This is a genomic window from Wenzhouxiangella sediminis (genome assembly GCF_003410055.1).
GTDB lineage: Bacteria > Pseudomonadota > Gammaproteobacteria > Xanthomonadales > Wenzhouxiangellaceae > Wenzhouxiangella > Wenzhouxiangella sediminis.
The window spans coordinates 61,456-78,584 of record NZ_QUZK01000038.1 but is presented as its reverse complement, the minus strand read 5'-3'; the positions used below and the strand labels follow the sequence as shown (position 1 = coordinate 78,584).

The following is a 17,129-nucleotide window of genomic DNA, read 5'->3' as shown; positions in this document are numbered from 1 at the left end:
TGGAATATTCTCATAATGGAGCAACAGGAGATTCCACATGCGCAAATCACGCTTTAGCGACCATCAGATTCTGAGCATTCTCAAGCAGGCCGAGGCCGGGACGTCAGTGCCCGACCTGTGCCGCGAGCACGGCATCAGCAGCGCCACGTTCTACAAATGGCGAGCGAAGTTCGGCGGCATGGATGCCTCGCTGATGGCCCGCCTCAAGGAGCTCGAGGCCGAGAACCGCCGGTTGAAGAAGATGTACGCCGAGGAGCGGATCAAGGCCGAGATTCGCCAGGAGGTCATTGAGGGAAAGCTCTAAGGCCATCTCGACGGCGAGAGATGGCCAGGGAAGCGGTCGAGCACCGCGACATCAGCATTCGCCTGGCTTGCGAGGCGCTGTTCATCAGCCAGAACTGCTATCGGTACGAGCCGAAGCTCTCGGACGAGAATGCCGAGATCGCCGACTGGCTGATCCGTCTGACTCACAACCAGAAGAACTGGGGGTTCGGGCTTTGCTACCTTTTTCTGCGCAACGTCAAAGGCTTCCGATGGAATCACAAGCGGGTCTACCGGATCTACTGCGAGCTGGAGCTGAACCTGCGGATCAAGCCGAAAAAGCGCATTATTCGGGAGGTTCCGGAGCCTCTGGCGGTCCCGACCGCCATGAACGAGACCTGGTCGATGGACTTCATGCATGACAGCCTGGAATGTGGCCGCCCGTACCGCTTGCTCAACGTGATCGACGACTACAACCGCGAAGGGCTGGGCATCGAGGTCGATTTCTCATTGCCCTCCGAGCGCGTCATACGAACCCTGGAGCAGATCATCGAGTGGCGTGGCAAACCCACACTGCTGCGATGCGACAACGGCCCGGAGTACATCAGTGAGGCGCTGAGAGCCTGGGCCGAGAGACACGAGATCGGCATTGAGCACATTCAGCCCGGGAAGCCGCAGCAGAACGCCTACGTCGAGCGCTACAACCGGACGGTCCGGTACGACTGGCTCAATCAGTACCTGTTCAGAACGATTGATCAGGTCCGAGAGTATGCAACGCGATGGCTCTGGACCTACAATCACGAACGGCCGAACATGGCCCTGGGCGGCATCACCCCAAGACAGAAGTTGGCCCTTGTGGCCTAGGCTCTACTTCTGAGTCGCACCAAAAATGGGGGGATTACCCCCGGAACCTATCGGGTCGACGGGGCCGCCACCCTAATAATCAACGGACAAACTTTCTCTTCTGGCGATCGATTGGACCTGCCGACAGGCCTTCATTGGATCACGTTGACCGAAGTAAGCGAGCGCGCAGCGCTCAAACTGGATGTTGGGCCCTCCCCCAAAGTACAACCGCCCGAAGGCCCGATATTTACTGGCTTTGGAAGGAATCCACGTTGACTAGCATAGCTCTATTGAGAAACCACACTAGGATTGCTCGATTAACGGCCCCCGCCCCCCAATTCCTACTGGCATGCTACCGCGAAGCCACTCTCGCCCATTGAAACACTCTTTTAAGACTGTCCAGGCTTATGCTTTAGATTCATGGGAATTGGGCCCGTACCCTTATGCGCGATCCCAAAAATTTATGCTAACCCACTACCAGCTTAGCACTCACCAGAAAAGCTTTCGGAGATGGCCGCCTCATAGCCACTAATGCCATCCGACCAGACAGATCGAAGGTAGACGTTAGTCGGCTTGAATGCTCTCATTTCCTTGAGGAATCGGCACCCGCGCTCAAACTCTTGGAGCTCTATATACAGAGAGACCAACTGACCAAGAAGCCTAGGGTTATGGCGTACCCTCAAGGCATCTTCGTAAGACCGCATGGCATCAAACGGTCTTCCACCTCTCGACGCTAGCGCCATAGCTGAAAGAAGCGTATGCCTGGATTCAACATGGGAATGATAGGCTGGGTTCGCCAATGCTGACTTCGACAACTCATACAGACTATCGAGCGAATAGCTAGAACAGAATCTCTCAACTCGCTCCCGGGTCATCAAAAGAATCTGGCTTGGAAGGCTGGGATAAAAAGACGCCGAAGGCAACTGCGATGCAATTCTAGACAAGCCTTCGTCATTGGTGCGACCTGCACCAGCAGCACACCGTACATACTCGGAAAAAATTCCAATATATGCACTGTGGTCAGGGTTAGTAAGGCGACTCAAGTCCATGTGCATCAAAGCAGCACCTACTTCACCATTGGCAAGCAGCACCTCGCTTTGATGCATCGTCGCTCTCAAAGAATCCGGATTATGCTCCAACCAGTAGTCTGATGCATATGAGGGGTTACCCCAAATCGTACTTAGCCTCAACAGGAGAAACAAACTTAGAAGGATATAGGCCACTACCCCGAACGTCACAATCGGCGTGACCTTAATTGCCAGGCTATACACGCCATGACTTACAGCAAGAAAGACGCCGACTAGCGGCACATAGTTCCTGTGCTCAAAGTAGAGTTCGAGCGGCACAACGGTGGATTCGACCATGTGAGCGCCGAGAAACCAGAATACGGCGAAGCCTAGCATCGGGACCTTCTTCCGAAAAAGCACCCCCAAAGACATCAGCACAGCCCATCCCAAAGTCGAAACGAGCACGTTGAATGAAACCAGCGAGCGATACACTGGATAGTTGTCGTGAAAGGGACCGACTCTATGGGTCGAAGGCAGAAGAGCATTAAACAGATACTCCCAAAGCACCACTGCTTGGGTCATCATCCTTTCGCCAGCAGTGAAGCCGCGCCTGTATACAACCGCCTCCGAGTATCCCCAGCGAGCCCCAAGATAAGCGATGATTGCCACAAGCGGTAGTACGAGAAATACCGTAACCCATAGCCGCCAATGAACTCTCTTAACTTCACCGGGCCTCGTTAACAGAAACAGCTCGGTGGTCAGAATCAAAACAGGCAGCAGCAAACCGTTTTCTTTGGAAAGACCGGCGCAGATAGTAAATAGAACGAGGCTTACACTAAGAAGACAAAGCCCAAGGTAAGGGCGATTACTCATGGACCGGCGAATACTTAAATGGGACACCACGCCACCTAGCATAAATATGCTAGCCAGACTAGTCATTCTTTGGATAGCTAGAAAGGATGTTGAAGCCAACAGGGGTGACGAGAGCCATATTGATGCAGTGATCAGTGCGATCCAGTTGGCTTGCCTCTGGCTTCCCGTGTGCATACGAACGACCAGGAAACTTAGCCAGGCAACGAGCAAACCATTAACAAGGTGGAGAAGTACATTTGTATGTATCAGCTGGGAAAGTTGCGCGGGCCATGCTGCAGCATCCACAATGAACGTGGCCAGGGCCAAGGGCCTACCTAAAGGACCTGCAACCCCCGTAAACACGTAGCGCAGAGCCGAATCAAAATCCTGCACAGAGCCCAAAGCTCTCAAGTTGTGCTCGGTGTCGAACTGCATAGCCGCAGTCAGGCCAGGAAGATACGAAAAATAGACCAATACCAGACTTACAAGTAACAAGCCGACCGGAAGCAACTGGTTTTTCGAATGCGTGTATATTTTTGGCTGCATTCCAATATTCTCTTCTATTAAACGGATTATTTAGCTGCGAAATGCATGAGAGGGCGCGCAAAGAAGCTAGCAGCGATTAGCTGCAATTGGAAATACCAACCCCTCAGAACTATTAAGATCCCATGCCGCCTTCCCTCAAAAGCCTTACTTGGGAAGTGAAAGCTCTTGACTGAGCCAAAAGGCCTTTGACTCGCGTACCCGAACCTTGGAACCAGCACTAATGGGCCATCAAAGGCACAACTACTCGCTAAGAACACTCAGCCAGCGAATCATCTCAGCATGCGTCTCAAGCAGCGATCCTTCATCGATATTCTGCCACGTCATCTGATCCTGATCCACCATCATGAAGTCGGTGGATCGGCCAGTCTTGGGATCTCTTCTGGAACTAATAAGAAGATCACCGTCTCGCTCTACGCCAAAATCCTTAAGTGTAGACGGACTTTCCAGGAATTCGCCTTTGAACATGATTCGGGCATCATCGCCGATTTCATAAGATTCGATGCCCTGCCTCGCCAGCAACCCTTGGTCAATCTTCGCCGCAAACAAGCCAGGCATCGTCACCCCAGTTTCCCTCGGCCTAAATCGTGTTTCGCCCAATTCAGCTCGCCGCTGACCATCCAGCCCTGGAATTGATATTGGCAATTTAGCTGATTCGATCATCATCGGAAGCACATCAAGTAGTTGGACTGGCCGCCGATCTAGCTCACCTCGAGTGTTAGCTGGCTCCCCCGCTCTAAAGTTGCTTATGGCGACAATTACGTGATATGAGGAGTCGCCAAAGACGTCCGCTCCATGACCTGCAGCCGCAGGAAGCGTCTCGCCAGTGTCTTTATGAGCAGGAACGGGATCTAGAGCATGAAACGACTCGCCATGATCCGATACCAAAGCCACAACAGCGTGATCGAGCACTCCCCGAGCCGCGAGATGTTTTATCAGCCCCTCAATCTGTATATCGGCGGCTTCGAGAGCGCGGGAGTAGCTTCTTATAGTGGAGTCGTCAATCTCCTTGACTTTATCGCCTGCTTGTGGCCCTGGAAGGACATTGGAGAGGCTGCCAAAGCTGTAAGGCCAGTGCGGCAGGCAGAGATGGATTGCCATAAATACGGGATTGTCTCCGCTGTCTTCCAGGAACCCGTCAATTGAGCGCTCCAGTTTGCGGCTAAAAGTAGCTGGCGCATATGCATGATCAACCGCACGATTACCGCTTATCCATGGAAGCATGGACTCTGCGAACGGCAGATTCGCGAAAACGTTTGTCAAGGGCAAGTCAAGAGCCTCGCCAATAAGAAAGTCCGTTGCGCCCATTACGGGGGTGAGAATCTTATCAAACCCATAGCTTTGATCGATATTGCTGAAGCGAGCTTCGTCTGTGGCATAGTAGGTGCGGTACCCATGCTCCCTCAGTACATGCGTGATAAATAAGTCTTTTTGAGTGGCCGAAACTTGCTGAAGATTTACGCGGATACCCGAGTTGTGGGGATAGAGCCCGGTCAGCAGACTAGCCCAGGCAGGGAATGTCCTTGCGACAGGTGTCGTGGCGTCTACGAAGTTAGTGGCTGCAGCAACGAAGCTGTCTATGGCTGGCGTATCTGAAGCGAAGGCGTATTCGCCGTAGGCGAAGTCAGGTCGCAGTGAATCCACACCAATAACAATGAGATTGGGCTCAGCTGCGGAACCCCTCGGGTGGTCATTAAGTGTGCCCCAGGCTACGGAGAAAAGGACTATTGCCACAGAGAAAAGGGATAGAGCGGAGTATCTGCAGAGCAGTCTAGTTGCAGCAATCAGACACGCAACCGGTATTCCGATAAAGCCAAATCCAAGAATGAAGTAGTTGACTAGCTGGGGACTGTCCGAGATGCCGAGCAGGTCGACATGCGTACTTGCGGGAAAGGATTTTGCATTAACCAGCAGCAAAAAAAGCCAGCCCATTATCAAGCAAGCCAAGGTCGTTATCGAGCTTTCGTTTGCTCGGGTGCCTGCCAGCGCGACTCGCTTGATCCCGCATAATGCGACTGGGTAGGCAATGTGGAGGGTGAGCACTACAAGACCAGCGGCAACGACGTGAGTCAGAACGACCGGAAGTCCGAGAGCTTCTCGCACGGCATCCGCCAGATCCCCCTGATTGAGCGCCACACTACCTTTGGTGCCGATGAGGTTGAGCACGGAAATCAATAGAACCAGAGCGCCGCTGCCTGCCGCAAGCCACAAGTCGATAACGCGGCCGGCTAGCCCACTGTTCTTGACGGGTGACTCTTCCACCGGTTTCCTCATGGCTAAATCGAAGCTCAATTATGCACGTAAGAGACTTGCTGCAGTAGCATCGCACAGCAAGGCGGAAGCCTTGTGCGGCAATCCGTGAAAATTCAAAAATCTTTGCAAAATCAGGTCTCAGAGGCTAGCATTTCAGGCATTCTGAAAGGAGAAATGGCTCATGCCCGCCCAACCCGCAACCGTGATGCGTTTGCCCTCGCTCGGCCGAAAACTGGTAGATGCGGGTCTCGTGACGGAGGAGAAGGCCCTTGAGATCGCCAACAAGGCCAACGAGAAGGGTCGTACATTCACGAGTCACATTGTCAGGGAGAAGGCCGTTGACGCCCTCGGGTTCGCCCACGTGGCGGCCGAAGACTTCGGCATGCCCCTGGTGGACCTTTCTGCAGTCAACCTCAAACATGCGCCCATTGACTCGGTCAGCGAGGAACTTCTTCGTAAGCATCTGATTTTACCCATTCTCAAGCGGGGGAAGCGACTTTTTGTCGTTGCTGCTGATCCTGGCAACAAGGCCGGAATTGACGAACTTTCTTTTTCTTCTGGGCTGGCGGTCGAGGCAATTATTGCACCATACAATGCAATAGAGCCCGCCCTCGATCGCGCCTTAGCCGGTTCCGCACAGGCTTTCAACGACCTGACGGAAGACGAAGACGACCTCGACAACCTGAAGTTCGATACCGGCGAGGAGAAAGAAGAATCCAGTGACGCAGCCGCAGGCGCCGACGATGCACCGGTCGTCCGCTTCGTCAATAAGGTTTTGGTCGACGCGATTCGAAAGGGCGCGTCCGACATTCACTTCGAACCCTATGAAGAAGAGTACCGCGTCCGATTCCGCATCGATGGCGTGCTTGTGACGCAGGTTCGCCCGCCCAAACGCATGGCGCCCCGGCTATCGGCCCGCCTCAAGGTGATGTCCAACCTGGACATCGCGGAGCGCCGCATCCCGCAGGACGGGCGCATCAAACTCAATGTTTCCAAGGGCCAGGCCTACGACTTTCGTGTGTCGACTTGCCCCACGCTGTGGGGCGAGAAGATCGTTTTGCGTATTCTCGACTCCTCCGGCGCATTTCTTGGACCAGAGAAACTGGGCTTTGAAGAAAAACAGAAAGACGACTATCTCGCTGCAATCTCCAAGCCATACGGCATGGTGCTGGTTACCGGTCCTACGGGGTCCGGTAAAACCGTGACGCTCTACACGGCCCTCGGTATTCTTAATGACGAAGGTCGCAATATCTCCACAGTCGAGGATCCGGTCGAAATCCGGATGAAGGGCGTCAACCAGGTCCAGCAGAACACCAAGCAGGGGCTCACATTCGCAGCTGCGCTTCGCTCCTTCCTGCGTCAGGATCCGGACATCATCATGGTGGGGGAAATTCGGGACCTCGAAACGGCCGAAATCGCCATCAAGGCTGCACAGACTGGTCACCTGGTGCTCTCGACCCTGCATACCAATGATGCCCCGGCTTCCGTGGCCCGCCTGGCCAACATGGGCGTTCCTACCTACAACATTGTATCGACCGTGCACCTGGTTCTAGCCCAGCGACTTGCTAGAACCCTGCATTCCTGCAAAAAACCCGAGGACGTTCCTGACGACGCCTTGCTCAAGATCGGCTTTACTGAAGAGGAAGTCGCCGAGGGCATCAAGGTCTACCAGGCCGGTGGCTGCGACCAGTGTACGGGTGGTTACAAGGGTCGGTCCGGCGTGTTCCAGGTCATGCCAATTTCGGAGGACATGGAACAAATTATCCTGGAAGGTGGTGGTGCGCTGCAGCTGGAGAAGCAGGCGGCCACAGAGGGCATCGTAGATCTTCGGCGAGCGGCACTGAACAAGGTAAAAGGTGGCCGAATCAGCCTGGCGGAAATGAACCGCGTGACCAAGGATTGAGAAATCACGGGCCATTTGATGCCCGGATCAGGCAAAAATCAATAGATTTCGGGGGATTCTGGGCGAGGGTGCTCGGGGGGCGCAGGGGGCGTCCTTGCATTTGTCGTGGTTTCTGCGCAAAATCACGGCATTAGGGACAATTGTGCAGGCCGGACACGAACTCCGGCCGACACCAGCAGGATGCAGGAGCGGCACTAGATGGCGACCACGCAGGAGCAGATGCAGACTTTCCTCTGGGAAGGCAAGGACAAGCGCGGCAAGAAGATCAAGGGGGAGCGTCTTGGCCGCAACGAAATGATCATCAAGGCGGAACTCCGGCAACAAGGCATAGTGCCGGGCCGCATTCGGCGTAAGCCCAAGCCCTTGTTCGGTGGAACCGGGAAGCGAATCAAGCCGGGCGACATTGCCATCTTTACGCGGCAGCTGGCGACGATGATCAATTCCGGCATACCGCTGGTGCAGGCGTTCACTATCATCAGTCAGGCAGTTGAGAACCCCAGACTAAAGAAGCTGATTGACGACATCAGGAACGATGTGGAATCCGGCAGCACGCTTTCCGAGTCATTGGCCAAACACCCAAGCTACTTTGACGACCTGTACATAAACCTCGTAAACGCTGGTGAAAGTGCCGGCGTTCTGGATGAAGTCCTAGACTCAATCGCGTCCTACAAGGAACGCATTGAGTCAATCAAGGGCAAGATCAAGAAGGCGTTGTTCTATCCCGCGACAGTAGTCGCTGTTGCTATCGCCGTAACGGCGCTGTTGCTGATTGTAGTAATCCCACAGTTCGAAGCGATCTTCCAAAGCTTCGGCGCGGATCTTCCAGCGTTTACACGCATGGTTGTCGACGCTTCCGAATTCATGCAATCGAAGGGCTGGCTGGTGCTGATAGCAGCGATCGCCGCGATTGCCGGCATAGTTCAGCTTAAAAAGCGCAACCAGAAGTTTGCCCACCTACTCGATAGACTCTCATTGAGGATCCCCATCGTTGGGCCGGTTTTGGAAAAGTCTGCCCTCTCGCGATTTGCGAGCACACTTGCCACAACTTTTGCGGCGGGCGTACCGCTGGTTGACGCATTGAAAACGGTTGCAGGGGCAACCGGCAATGTCGTATACGAGAATGCGACACTTCAGATCAGGGATGATGTGGCTACGGGACACTCCCTGCAATTGGCGATGCAACAAACACGTCTTTTCCCGCCCATGATGGTCCAGATGACGGCTATTGGTGAAGAAGCCGGCTCGCTCGATGCGATGCTCGACAAGGTTGCCAATTTTTATGAGGAAGAGGTCAACAATACCGTCGATGCCCTATCGAGCTTGCTCGAGCCTATCATCATCGTCTTCATCGGTGTCGTCGTGGGCGGCATGGTCGTCGCCATGTACCTGCCCATCTTCCAGATGGCTGCGGTCATGTAAGAACGGGATCAGGTTTCAGGGGTTGAACGGGCAGTTGTTGGAGAGTTCCGGGCGTCAGGCCCGGACTGACAGAGGGATTTGGTCTTGGAATTTTTTGACGCATTGAACGCGCTGCCACCGGCGGTCCTCGCGACCGCCGTTTTCGTTTTCGGGTTGCTGGTGGGCAGCTTTCTGAACGTGGTGATTCTGCGGATGCCGGCCCGACTGTTTCACGACTGGCGTTGCCAGTGCCGGGAGTTGCTGGAGATCGACGAGCCGGAATCCGCTCCGCCCGGTCTGGTGGTCAAGCGTTCGCATTGTCCGCGCTGCGGGGCGACGATTCGCTGGTACGACAATATTCCCGTGATCAGCTGGCTGATGCTGGGACGGCGCTGCCGCAGCTGCGGGGAGGCGATTTCCTGGCGCTATCCGTTCGTGGAGTTGGTCACCGCGATCCTCTCGGCAGTGGTGATCCTCCACTTCGGCGCCACGCCGGAGGGTGCGGCGGCGCTGGTGTTCACGTGGGCGCTGATTGCGGCGACGGGGATCGATTTCGACCATCAGTTGCTGCCCGACCAGATCACCCTGCCCCTTCTGTGGCTGGGCCTGGGGCTGAACCTGTGGCTGGGTTTGTTCGCGAGCCTGGAGGAGGCCGTGATCGGGGCGATTGCCGGTTACCTGGCGTTGTGGTCGGTGTTCCACCTGTTCAAGCTGCTGACCGGCAAGGAAGGCATGGGCTTCGGCGATTTCAAGCTCCTGGCGGCCCTGGGCGCCTGGATGGGTTGGCAGGTGCTGCCGGTGGTGATCCTGCTGGCCTCTTTCGTCGGCGCCGTTGCGGGGATCGCGATCATGATCGCCACCCGCAGAGGCAAGGAGGTTCCGATCGCGTTCGGGCCCTACCTGGCCGCGGCCGGGTGGATTGCCTTGATCTGGGGGGATCGGATCGTCGATTTCTGGTTGTACGCCTGACGGGTTGGCTGGTTGGTTGGGCGGCTACCAGGTGCAGCGAACGTGAGGATAGTCCTGTATCCGGCGATCGGCACTGATCAGCTCGGCATTTTCGTGGCGGGCCAGGGCCACGATCAAGCGGTCGGCAGGGTCCTGATGAAACTCGCCGGGCAGGTTGACTGAATCGACAGCAACCTGGCGGGTGACCGGCACCCATTCAACGCCTTCGATGCTGTCGACCGTATCCAGCCATTCGTCCAGATCCATTGTCAGAATCAACCGATCCTTTGCTACCAGCATGGCCAGCTCCCAGGCCGAGATGGTCGAGATCATGACGGGGCGTTGGTCCGTCAGTGCGGCCTCGATGGCCTGCAATGCCGGTTCTGAGAGCTGGCTATCGCCGGTGACCCACCAGACCAGGGCATGCGTGTCGAGGACGATCATTCGAGAGCTTCCCACTCATCCTGCCCGACGGGCTCGAATGGTTGCTCGTAGCGCTTGACCGAACCCCTCAAGCGCATCAGGGGGTCCGGCATCGGCCGTGTGTACTTGCGCACGATCAGCGCAGGGCGACCGCGATCGGTAACGATCAGGGGTTCGCCCGTTTTTTCGAGGCGACGAAAGATCTTCAGGGCATGCGCCTTGAAGTGGGTTTTGGAGATTTCGGTTTTCATGGCCGGCTCCTGAACTGACTACTTTAGTATAGTCATTTCAGGTTGCGGCGCCTACAGGCAGCACACCGGCGCCCCGGACTTGATCCGGGGCCTTCCATCTACTGTTGCCTTCGGCTTGAAGGTCCCGGCTCGGGGGCCGGGACGACGAGCTAAACGTTGAAGCGGAAGTGCATCACGTCGCCTTCGTGGACGATGTACTCCTTGCCTTCCAGCCGGAGCTTGCCGGCGGCCTTGGCGCCGGCCTCGCCCTTGCAGGCGATGTAGTCGTCGTAGGCGGTGACTTCGGCGCGGATGAAGCCTTTTTCGAAGTCGGTGTGGATGCGGCCGGCGGCCTGGGGGGCCGAAGAGCCCTTGCGCACGGTCCAGGCGCGCACTTCCTTGACGCCGGCGGTGAAGAATGTGAGCAGGTCCAGCAGGGCGTAGCCGGCGCGGATCAGGCGGTGCAGGCCGGGCTCGTCCTGGCCCAGGTCGGCGAGGAATTCGGCCTGCTCTTCTTCGTCGAGCTCGGCCAGTTCGGCTTCCATGGCCGCGCACAGCACGACCACCTCGGCACCTTCGGTCGCGGCCCGTTCGCGCACGGCGCGAACATGGGCGTTGTCCTCGGCCGCGCTGTCGTCGACGTTGGCGACGTAGAGCACCGGTTTGCGCGTGATGAACTGCCAGGTGCGCAGGGTCTTGCGCTCCTCTTCTTCCATCTCGAAGGTGCGCAGCGGCCGGCCCTCCCCCAGGTGGGCGACGACGCGCTCGAGCAGGCCGGCCTGACGAATCGCTTCCTTGTCGCCCGACTTGGCCTGGCGGCTGATCTTGTCGAGGGCCTTCTCGGCCACGTCGAGGTCGGCCAGGCACAGTTCGGTGTCGATGGTCTCGATATCGGAGACGGGGTCGACGCGGCCGGCCACGTGGGTGACGTCGTCGTCTTCGAAGCAGCGCACGATGTGGGCGATGGCGTCGGTCTCGCGGATGTGGGCGAGGAACTTGTTGCCCAGGCCCTCGCCGCGCGAGGCGCCCGCCACCAGGCCGGCGATGTCGACGAACTGCATCATCGTCGGGATCACCTTCTCGGGCTTGACGATGGCCGCCAGCTCGTCGAGCCGCGGGTCGGGCACGGGCACCATGCCGACGTTGGGCTCGATGGTGCAGAACGGGTAATTCTCGGCCTGGATGCCGGCCTTGGTCAGGCAGTTGAAGAGGGTCGACTTGCCCACGTTGGGGAGGCCGACGATGCCGCATTTGAAGCCCATTTTCGTATCTCGCGTTGCTCGATTGGTTTGTCTGGATGATGCGTTGCGGCTTCGCCTCCACGCATCCTACGGGCTGCGGCGCCTATGCCTTGGTGTGCAGCCGCTTCATGGCTTCTCCGGGGTTTCCCCCGAGTAAGTCCGGTAGCGCGTCCACAGCGCGCTCTACGGCGGCCAGGATGGCTTTTTCGTCGTCGGCGGGGGCGCGACCCAGCACCCAGGGCGTGACGGCGTCCTTGAAGCCCGGGTGGCCGATGCCGATGCGCAGGCGCCAGAAGTTCTGGCTGCCGAGGTGGCTGAAGGTGCTTCGCAGGCCGTTGTGCCCGCCGTGGCCGCCGCCCTGCTTGAGCTTGACGGCGCCCGGCGGCAGGTCGAGATCGTCGTAGGCGATCACGATCCGCTCGGGGACGACATCGAAGTAGTCGGCCGCGGCGCGCACCGACTGGCCCGACTCGTTCATGAAGGTGTCGGGCCGCAGGAACACGCAGTCGGCGTCGGCGAACGGCGTCTTGGCCGCTTCGCCGTGCAGCTTGCGATTGGGCTTGAGCCCGAGGGACTGCTTGCGATCCAGGGCGTCCAGAAACCAGAACCCGGCGTTGTGCCGGGTTCTTTCGTACTTGCTGCCCGGATTGCCCAGGCCGACGATCAGCCAGCGATCGCTCACCGGCTTTCTCAGTCCTTCTTGTCGTCGTCGCCTTCGGAGGCTTCCTCGCCGCCTTCTTCGGCAGCTTCTTCGCCTTCCTCGCCCTCGGCCGCTTCGGCATCTTCTTCCTCGCCGATGGTCTCGACTTCGGCGGCCTCGCCCATGGCGGCGTCGGCTTCGGCAGCCATTTCGCCCGTGCCCTGGCCGGCGCGGATGTAGATGGCGGTGACGATGGCGTAGTCGTGTTCCTCGCCCTCGTACTCGAGGACCGGCAGGATCACGCCTTCAGGCAGCTTGATGTCGCTGAGCATGACGCTCTCGCCCGGCTCGAGCTTGGACAGGTCCACTTCGAGGTACTCGGGCAGGTTCTGCGGCAGCGCTTCGACCTCGACATCCATGTACTGGTGCGAGATGACCACGCCGCCCTTCTTGCCGGCCGGCGACACTTCCTCGTTGGTGAAGTGCAGCGGGATGTGCATGCGGATCTCGTGATCCTCGGACACGCGCAGGAAGTCGGCGTGGGTCAGCAGCGGCTTGAAGGGATGGCGCTGCAGGTCACGCAGGACGACCTTCTGCTTCTTCTTGCCGACGCTGAGCTCGAGGATCGAGGAGTGGAATGCCTCTTCGTCGGCTTCGTGCAGCAGGAAGTCGTGATCGATGGTGATGGAGGCAGGCTCGCGGTCACCGCCGTAGACCACGGCGGGGATCCGACCCGCACGGCGCAGGCGGCGGCTCGCACCTTTCCCCACGTCCGTACGCATTTCTGCCGGAATCTTGTACTGTTTCGACATGACGTTTCGTCTCTTTTCAAGGGGTTGAAGAACCGGGACCCGCGACCAGGCGCCCGGAGCAAGCCCGCCATTGTAGCGGCTTTCTTGGCTGAGGAAAAGGCTGTGAACGCGTCGCCTTACGGCGTCGAGTTGTTGGCTGGTTGGCACCAGCCCCCGCTACGCGGGCTCTTCCCACTCCCCGACCTCGGCCCAGCGCTCCAGCGCGGCCAGCCAGGGGTCGATGTCGAGGCCCTCGGCGGCCAGCCAGTCGTCGTTGAAGTAGGTGTCGGCGTAGCGTTCGCCGCCGTCGCACAGGAGCGTGACCACACTGCCCTGCTCGTCGCGCCGGCGCATTTCGGTGAGCAGGCGCACCACGCCGATCAGGGCGGTGCCGGTCGAGCCGCCGCAGCGGCGGCCGAGCCAGTCTTCGAGGAATCGGACGGCGGCCATCGAGGCCGCGTCCGGGACGCGCTCCATGCGGTCGACGACCGAGGGCAGGAAGCTGGGCTCGACGCGCGGCCGGCCGATGCCCTCGATACGAGAGGCCCGATCGGTGGTCAGGCCGCAGTCGCGGGTTTCCCAGAAGTCGGCAAAGACGGAATTCTCGGGATCGACCACGCACAACTCGGTCGGGCAGCCGGCGAAGCAGCGGTAGCGCATGTAGCGGCCGATGGTCGCCGCCGTGCCGCCGGTGCCGGCCGAGACCACCACCCAGCGCGGGTGCGGCTGGGGCTCCAGCGCCATCTGGGCGAACAGCGACTCGGCGATGTTGTTGTTGCCGCGCCAGTCGGTGGCCCGTTCGGCGTAGGTGAACTGATCCATGTAGTGCCCGCCCAGCTCGCGCGCCAGGCGCTGGGACTCGGCGTAGATCTCGCCGGGCGCGACCAGGTGCGACTCGCCGCCGTAGAACGCGATCTTGGCGATCTTCTCGCGCGAGGTGCCTTGGGGCATCACGGCGATGAATCGCAGCCCCAGCAGGCGCGCGAAATACGCCTCCGAGACCGCCGTGGAGCCGCTGGAAGCCTCGATGATCGGGGTGTCGGGCCCAATCCATCCGTTGGACAGGCCGTACAGGAACAACGAGCGCGCCAGGCGGTGCTTGAGGCTGCCCGTGGGGTGGATCGACTCGTCCTTGAGGTAGATCTGCCAGCCCTGCCAGGCCTCGGGCATGTCGACCCGGATCAGGTGGGTGTCGGCGGAGCGGTTGAAGTCGGCGTCGATGGCCCGGATCGCCTCGGCGACCCAGCGGCAGCGGTTGGTCGACATGTCGGCAACGGCGCTTGGGGACTGTCGCGATGATACCGCGGTCGCGTTGAAACCTTCCTGCTAGAATCAGGGTCAAATTGGTCGGAATTCACCCACAACCGAGGATCAACGCCCCAATGAGCGAGAACCTTCGTGCACAGACAATCAGCCGCGGCCAGTCGGTCGAAATGGACGACAACGCCCGCCGCGTGCTGCGCAACACCTGGAACCTGCTGGCCCTGACGCTGCTGTTCAGCGCCGGCGTGGCCACCGTGTCGATGATCAAAAACTGGCCGCATCCGGGCCTGATCATCACCCTGGTCGGCTATTTCGGTCTGCTGTTCGCCACTCAGGCCCTGCGCAATTCCGCCTGGGGCATCCTGACCACCTTCGCGCTGACCGGCTTCATGGGCCTGACCATCGGGCCGATCATCAACGCCTACACGACCATGTTCAGCAATGGCGACCAGCTCGTCATCGCCGCCATGGGCACCACGGGCGTGGCCTTCATCGGCCTGTCGGGCTTCGCGATGGTCACCAAGAAGGACTTCAGCTTCCTCGGCCCCATGCTGTTCGCGGGCATCCTGGTGGCCTTCGTGGCGGGCCTGGTTGCCTACTTCTTCAGCATGCCGGCGCTGAGCCTGGCCGTGAGCGGCATGTTCGCCCTGCTGATGTGCGGCTTGATCCTGTTCCAGACCCAGCAGATCGTCAGAGGCGGCGAGACCAACTACATCATGGCCACGGTCACGCTGTTCGTGTCGATCTACAACCTGTTCCTGAGCCTGCTGCAGCTGTTCGGCTTCTTCTTCGGCGAGGAATAAACAGGCACGGAGAGATGCGTTGCGCTGGCGCTCCACGCATCCTACGGATCGAGCCACGGGCACAGCGTAGGATGCGTGAAGGCCACGGGCCGTAACGCATCGTCCTGGATCGAAGCCCCGGCCGCCGTGCCGGGGTTTCTTTTTTTAGGGGTTCAGGGTTCGGGGTTGGAATTGGCACATCCGTCGCCCCGGACTTGATCCGGGGCCCTGTCTCTACTGGCAACACCTCAGGGAAGGTCCCGGCTCGGGGGCCGGGACGACGAAGCAAAATTCTGGCCAGGGAGCGCGGCCCACACCTAAACCAGCCAGTTCTCGACGTTCAGGCCAGAGACCCGACAGAATTCGCGTTCGTTGTCTGTCACGACAACGGCTTCCAGGGACAAGGCATGGGCCGCGATCCACAGGTCGTTGGCACCAATCGGCGTGCCGGCGGATTCCAGCGCTGCGCGCACCTGCCCATACAAGACGGCCACTTCCGGCTGAAGATCGACCATCCGCAAGCCAGTGAGGACATCCAGCAATCGCTTGCGGTTGGATGACCGGCGCTGACTCTTCTCGACTCCGGTGAGGAGTTCCCCCAGCACGATCGGAGAAACCAGGAGCTGCGAGGCATCCACGGTCTCCAGCTTTTCCCGCACCGGGCTACGCCCCTTGATGGCGGCAATCAGCATATTGGTGTCCAGCAGGTAACCGGACACCATCAGTCATCCCATTCGGCAACCGGTTCGGGCGCGCGATCTTCAGGCGCCTCGATATCGAGAGGCTCGTGCCATAGCGGCGCAAGCACTTCAGCGGCCGTGAGCGGGCGTTGCGAACACAACCGGGCAACGGCTCGCCCCCGGCGAGTAATCACGATCTCCTCGCCAGCCTCCACGGCCTTGAGCAGCTCGGAAAAATGCGCCTTGGCTTCAGCAACGGGTACGGTACGCATGGCATGCTCCGGCAAATGACCAATTGGTCATAGTATGCCAGATCCCTGCGTTTGCATCGATTGATCGCGGCGAGGACGCCGCTCCTGCATCGCATGGCTAAGGTAGGATGCGTGGAGGCGAAGCCGTAACGCATCAGCCAAGCCAGCCGGGAGCTGATGCGTTGCGCTGACGCTTCACGCATCCTACGGTTGCATGCGTCGGTTCAACAGAAACTTGACGGTTTTTCTTCGCGAACTCTGCGTCTTTGCGCCTTTGCGTGAGACCCGACAACACATCCAATCAAGACATGCGTCGCTACACTCCGATCTACGCGTGATGGTGGATTCGGCGGCCGGGGATGAGGCTATCGAGCAACAGGAGGATGACGCCGACGACAATCGCCGAATCGGCCAGGTTGAAGGCGGGCCAGTGCCAGCCGGCGTAGTGGACGTCGATGAAGTCGATGACGTAGCCGAAGCGGATGCGGTCGACGAGGTTGCCGATGGCCCCGCCGATGACCAGCGCGAGCGCGGACGGCAGCAATCTGGCGCGGTGCGGCAGGCGCCACAGCCAGACCAGCAGCACGGCGACGATCACGACGGCTACGCCGGAGAGGAACCAGCGCTGCCAGCCGCTGCCGCTAGCCAGGAAGCTGAACGCCGCGCCGGTGTTGTGGGCCAGGGTCAGGTTCAGCCAGGAGAGTACCGGGTTCGGGCGGTAGAGCTCCAGGTACTGCATGGCGAGCTCTTTGGTGAACAGGTCGAGCGCAACGACGACTGCGGCCATGATCAGCCAAAGCCCGTAACGCCCGGGACGCAT

At 59.1% G+C, this 17,129-nt stretch carries 16 protein-coding genes; 5 read left to right on the top strand and 11 right to left on the bottom strand.

The window, feature by feature from the left end; translation table 11 throughout:
* The first annotated feature begins 37 nt into the window (after window positions 1-37).
* Window positions 38-1,125 (top strand): IS3 family transposase gene (locus tag DZC52_RS09905; protein WP_116650985.1). Its coding sequence is split into 2 segments (ribosomal slippage): window positions 38-293 and window positions 293-1,125, totalling 1,089 coding nucleotides; the frame shifts between segments, so codons are not numbered across the junction.
* Between the two features lie 461 nt (window positions 1,126-1,586).
* On the opposite strand, the gene DZC52_RS09900 is transcribed toward DZC52_RS09905, so the two are convergent.
* On the bottom strand, window positions 1,587-3,509 hold the full coding sequence (locus DZC52_RS09900; RefSeq protein ID WP_147307652.1) for a hypothetical protein: 1,923 nt from the start codon (window positions 3,507-3,509) through the stop codon (window positions 1,587-1,589).
* Window positions 3,510-3,749: 240 nt separating this feature from the next.
* On the bottom strand, window positions 3,750-5,768 hold the full coding sequence (locus DZC52_RS09895) for a sulfatase-like hydrolase/transferase (protein ID WP_181918886.1): 2,019 nt from the start codon (window positions 5,766-5,768) through the stop codon (window positions 3,750-3,752).
* A 172-nt stretch (window positions 5,769-5,940) separates the two neighbouring features.
* Here DZC52_RS09895 and pilB point away from each other — a divergent pair, with 172 nt between their 5' ends.
* The 3 genes from pilB to DZC52_RS09880 all read left to right on the top strand — a co-directional run bounded on the left by pilB (window position 5,941) and on the right by DZC52_RS09880 (window position 10,029).
* Complete coding sequence (pilB, locus tag DZC52_RS09890) at window positions 5,941-7,662, top strand: type IV-A pilus assembly ATPase PilB (RefSeq protein WP_116650982.1); 1,722 nt, start codon at window positions 5,941-5,943, stop codon at window positions 7,660-7,662.
* Between the two features lie 198 nt (window positions 7,663-7,860).
* Window positions 7,861-9,081 carry a type II secretion system F family protein gene (locus DZC52_RS09885; protein WP_220338326.1) on the top strand — a complete coding sequence of 407 codons (1,221 nt, stop codon included), beginning with the start codon at window positions 7,861-7,863 and terminating at the stop codon, window positions 9,079-9,081.
* Between the two features lie 84 nt (window positions 9,082-9,165).
* On the top strand, window positions 9,166-10,029 hold the full coding sequence (locus DZC52_RS09880) for a prepilin peptidase (RefSeq protein ID WP_245960800.1): 864 nt from the start codon (window positions 9,166-9,168) through the stop codon (window positions 10,027-10,029).
* Between the two features lie 24 nt (window positions 10,030-10,053).
* Here DZC52_RS09880 and DZC52_RS09875 read toward each other — a convergent pair whose 3' ends face one another.
* From DZC52_RS09875 to DZC52_RS09850, 6 genes are all read right to left on the bottom strand, one after another.
* Window positions 10,054-10,452: a type II toxin-antitoxin system VapC family toxin gene (locus tag DZC52_RS09875; protein WP_116650980.1), complete on the bottom strand. Its 399-nt coding sequence runs from the start codon at window positions 10,450-10,452 to the stop codon at window positions 10,054-10,056.
* The gene (locus tag DZC52_RS09870; protein ID WP_116650979.1) at window positions 10,449-10,682 is read right to left on the bottom strand and encodes a type II toxin-antitoxin system Phd/YefM family antitoxin; all 234 of its coding nucleotides are present in this window, start codon (window positions 10,680-10,682) and stop codon (window positions 10,449-10,451) included. The genes DZC52_RS09875 and DZC52_RS09870 overlap by 4 nt, the downstream gene beginning before the upstream one ends.
* A 149-nt stretch (window positions 10,683-10,831) precedes the next feature.
* Window positions 10,832-11,923, bottom strand: coding sequence for a redox-regulated ATPase YchF (gene ychF, locus DZC52_RS09865; protein WP_116650978.1), 1,092 nt, complete (start codon window positions 11,921-11,923; stop codon window positions 10,832-10,834).
* Window positions 11,924-12,005: 82 nt separating this feature from the next.
* Window positions 12,006-12,584, bottom strand: a complete 579-nt coding sequence (gene pth / locus DZC52_RS09860; RefSeq protein WP_116650977.1) for an aminoacyl-tRNA hydrolase — start codon at window positions 12,582-12,584, stop codon at window positions 12,006-12,008.
* Between the two features lie 8 nt (window positions 12,585-12,592).
* Complete coding sequence (locus DZC52_RS09855; protein WP_116650976.1) at window positions 12,593-13,354, bottom strand: 50S ribosomal protein L25/general stress protein Ctc; 762 nt, start codon at window positions 13,352-13,354, stop codon at window positions 12,593-12,595.
* A gap of 156 nt (window positions 13,355-13,510) precedes the next feature.
* Window positions 13,511-14,599, bottom strand: coding sequence for a PLP-dependent cysteine synthase family protein (locus DZC52_RS09850; RefSeq protein ID WP_116650975.1), 1,089 nt, complete (start codon window positions 14,597-14,599; stop codon window positions 13,511-13,513).
* Window positions 14,600-14,715: 116 nt separating this feature from the next.
* Between DZC52_RS09850 and DZC52_RS09845 the strand changes: the two genes are divergently transcribed.
* Window positions 14,716-15,399, top strand: coding sequence for a Bax inhibitor-1/YccA family protein (locus DZC52_RS09845; protein ID WP_116650974.1), 684 nt, complete (start codon window positions 14,716-14,718; stop codon window positions 15,397-15,399).
* 296 nt (window positions 15,400-15,695) lie between these two features.
* Here DZC52_RS09845 and DZC52_RS09840 read toward each other — a convergent pair whose 3' ends face one another.
* From DZC52_RS09840 to lspA, 3 genes are all read right to left on the bottom strand, one after another.
* Window positions 15,696-16,097 carry a PIN domain-containing protein gene (locus tag DZC52_RS09840; RefSeq protein ID WP_245960799.1) on the bottom strand — a complete coding sequence of 134 codons (402 nt, stop codon included), beginning with the start codon at window positions 16,095-16,097 and terminating at the stop codon, window positions 15,696-15,698.
* 2 nt (window positions 16,098-16,099) lie between these two features.
* A complete protein-coding gene (locus DZC52_RS09835) occupies window positions 16,100-16,330 on the bottom strand; it encodes a type II toxin-antitoxin system Phd/YefM family antitoxin (RefSeq protein ID WP_116650972.1) in 231 nt (76 codons plus the stop codon).
* A gap of 307 nt (window positions 16,331-16,637) precedes the next feature.
* A complete protein-coding gene (gene lspA, locus DZC52_RS09830) occupies window positions 16,638-17,129 on the bottom strand; it encodes a signal peptidase II (protein ID WP_116650971.1) in 492 nt (163 codons plus the stop codon).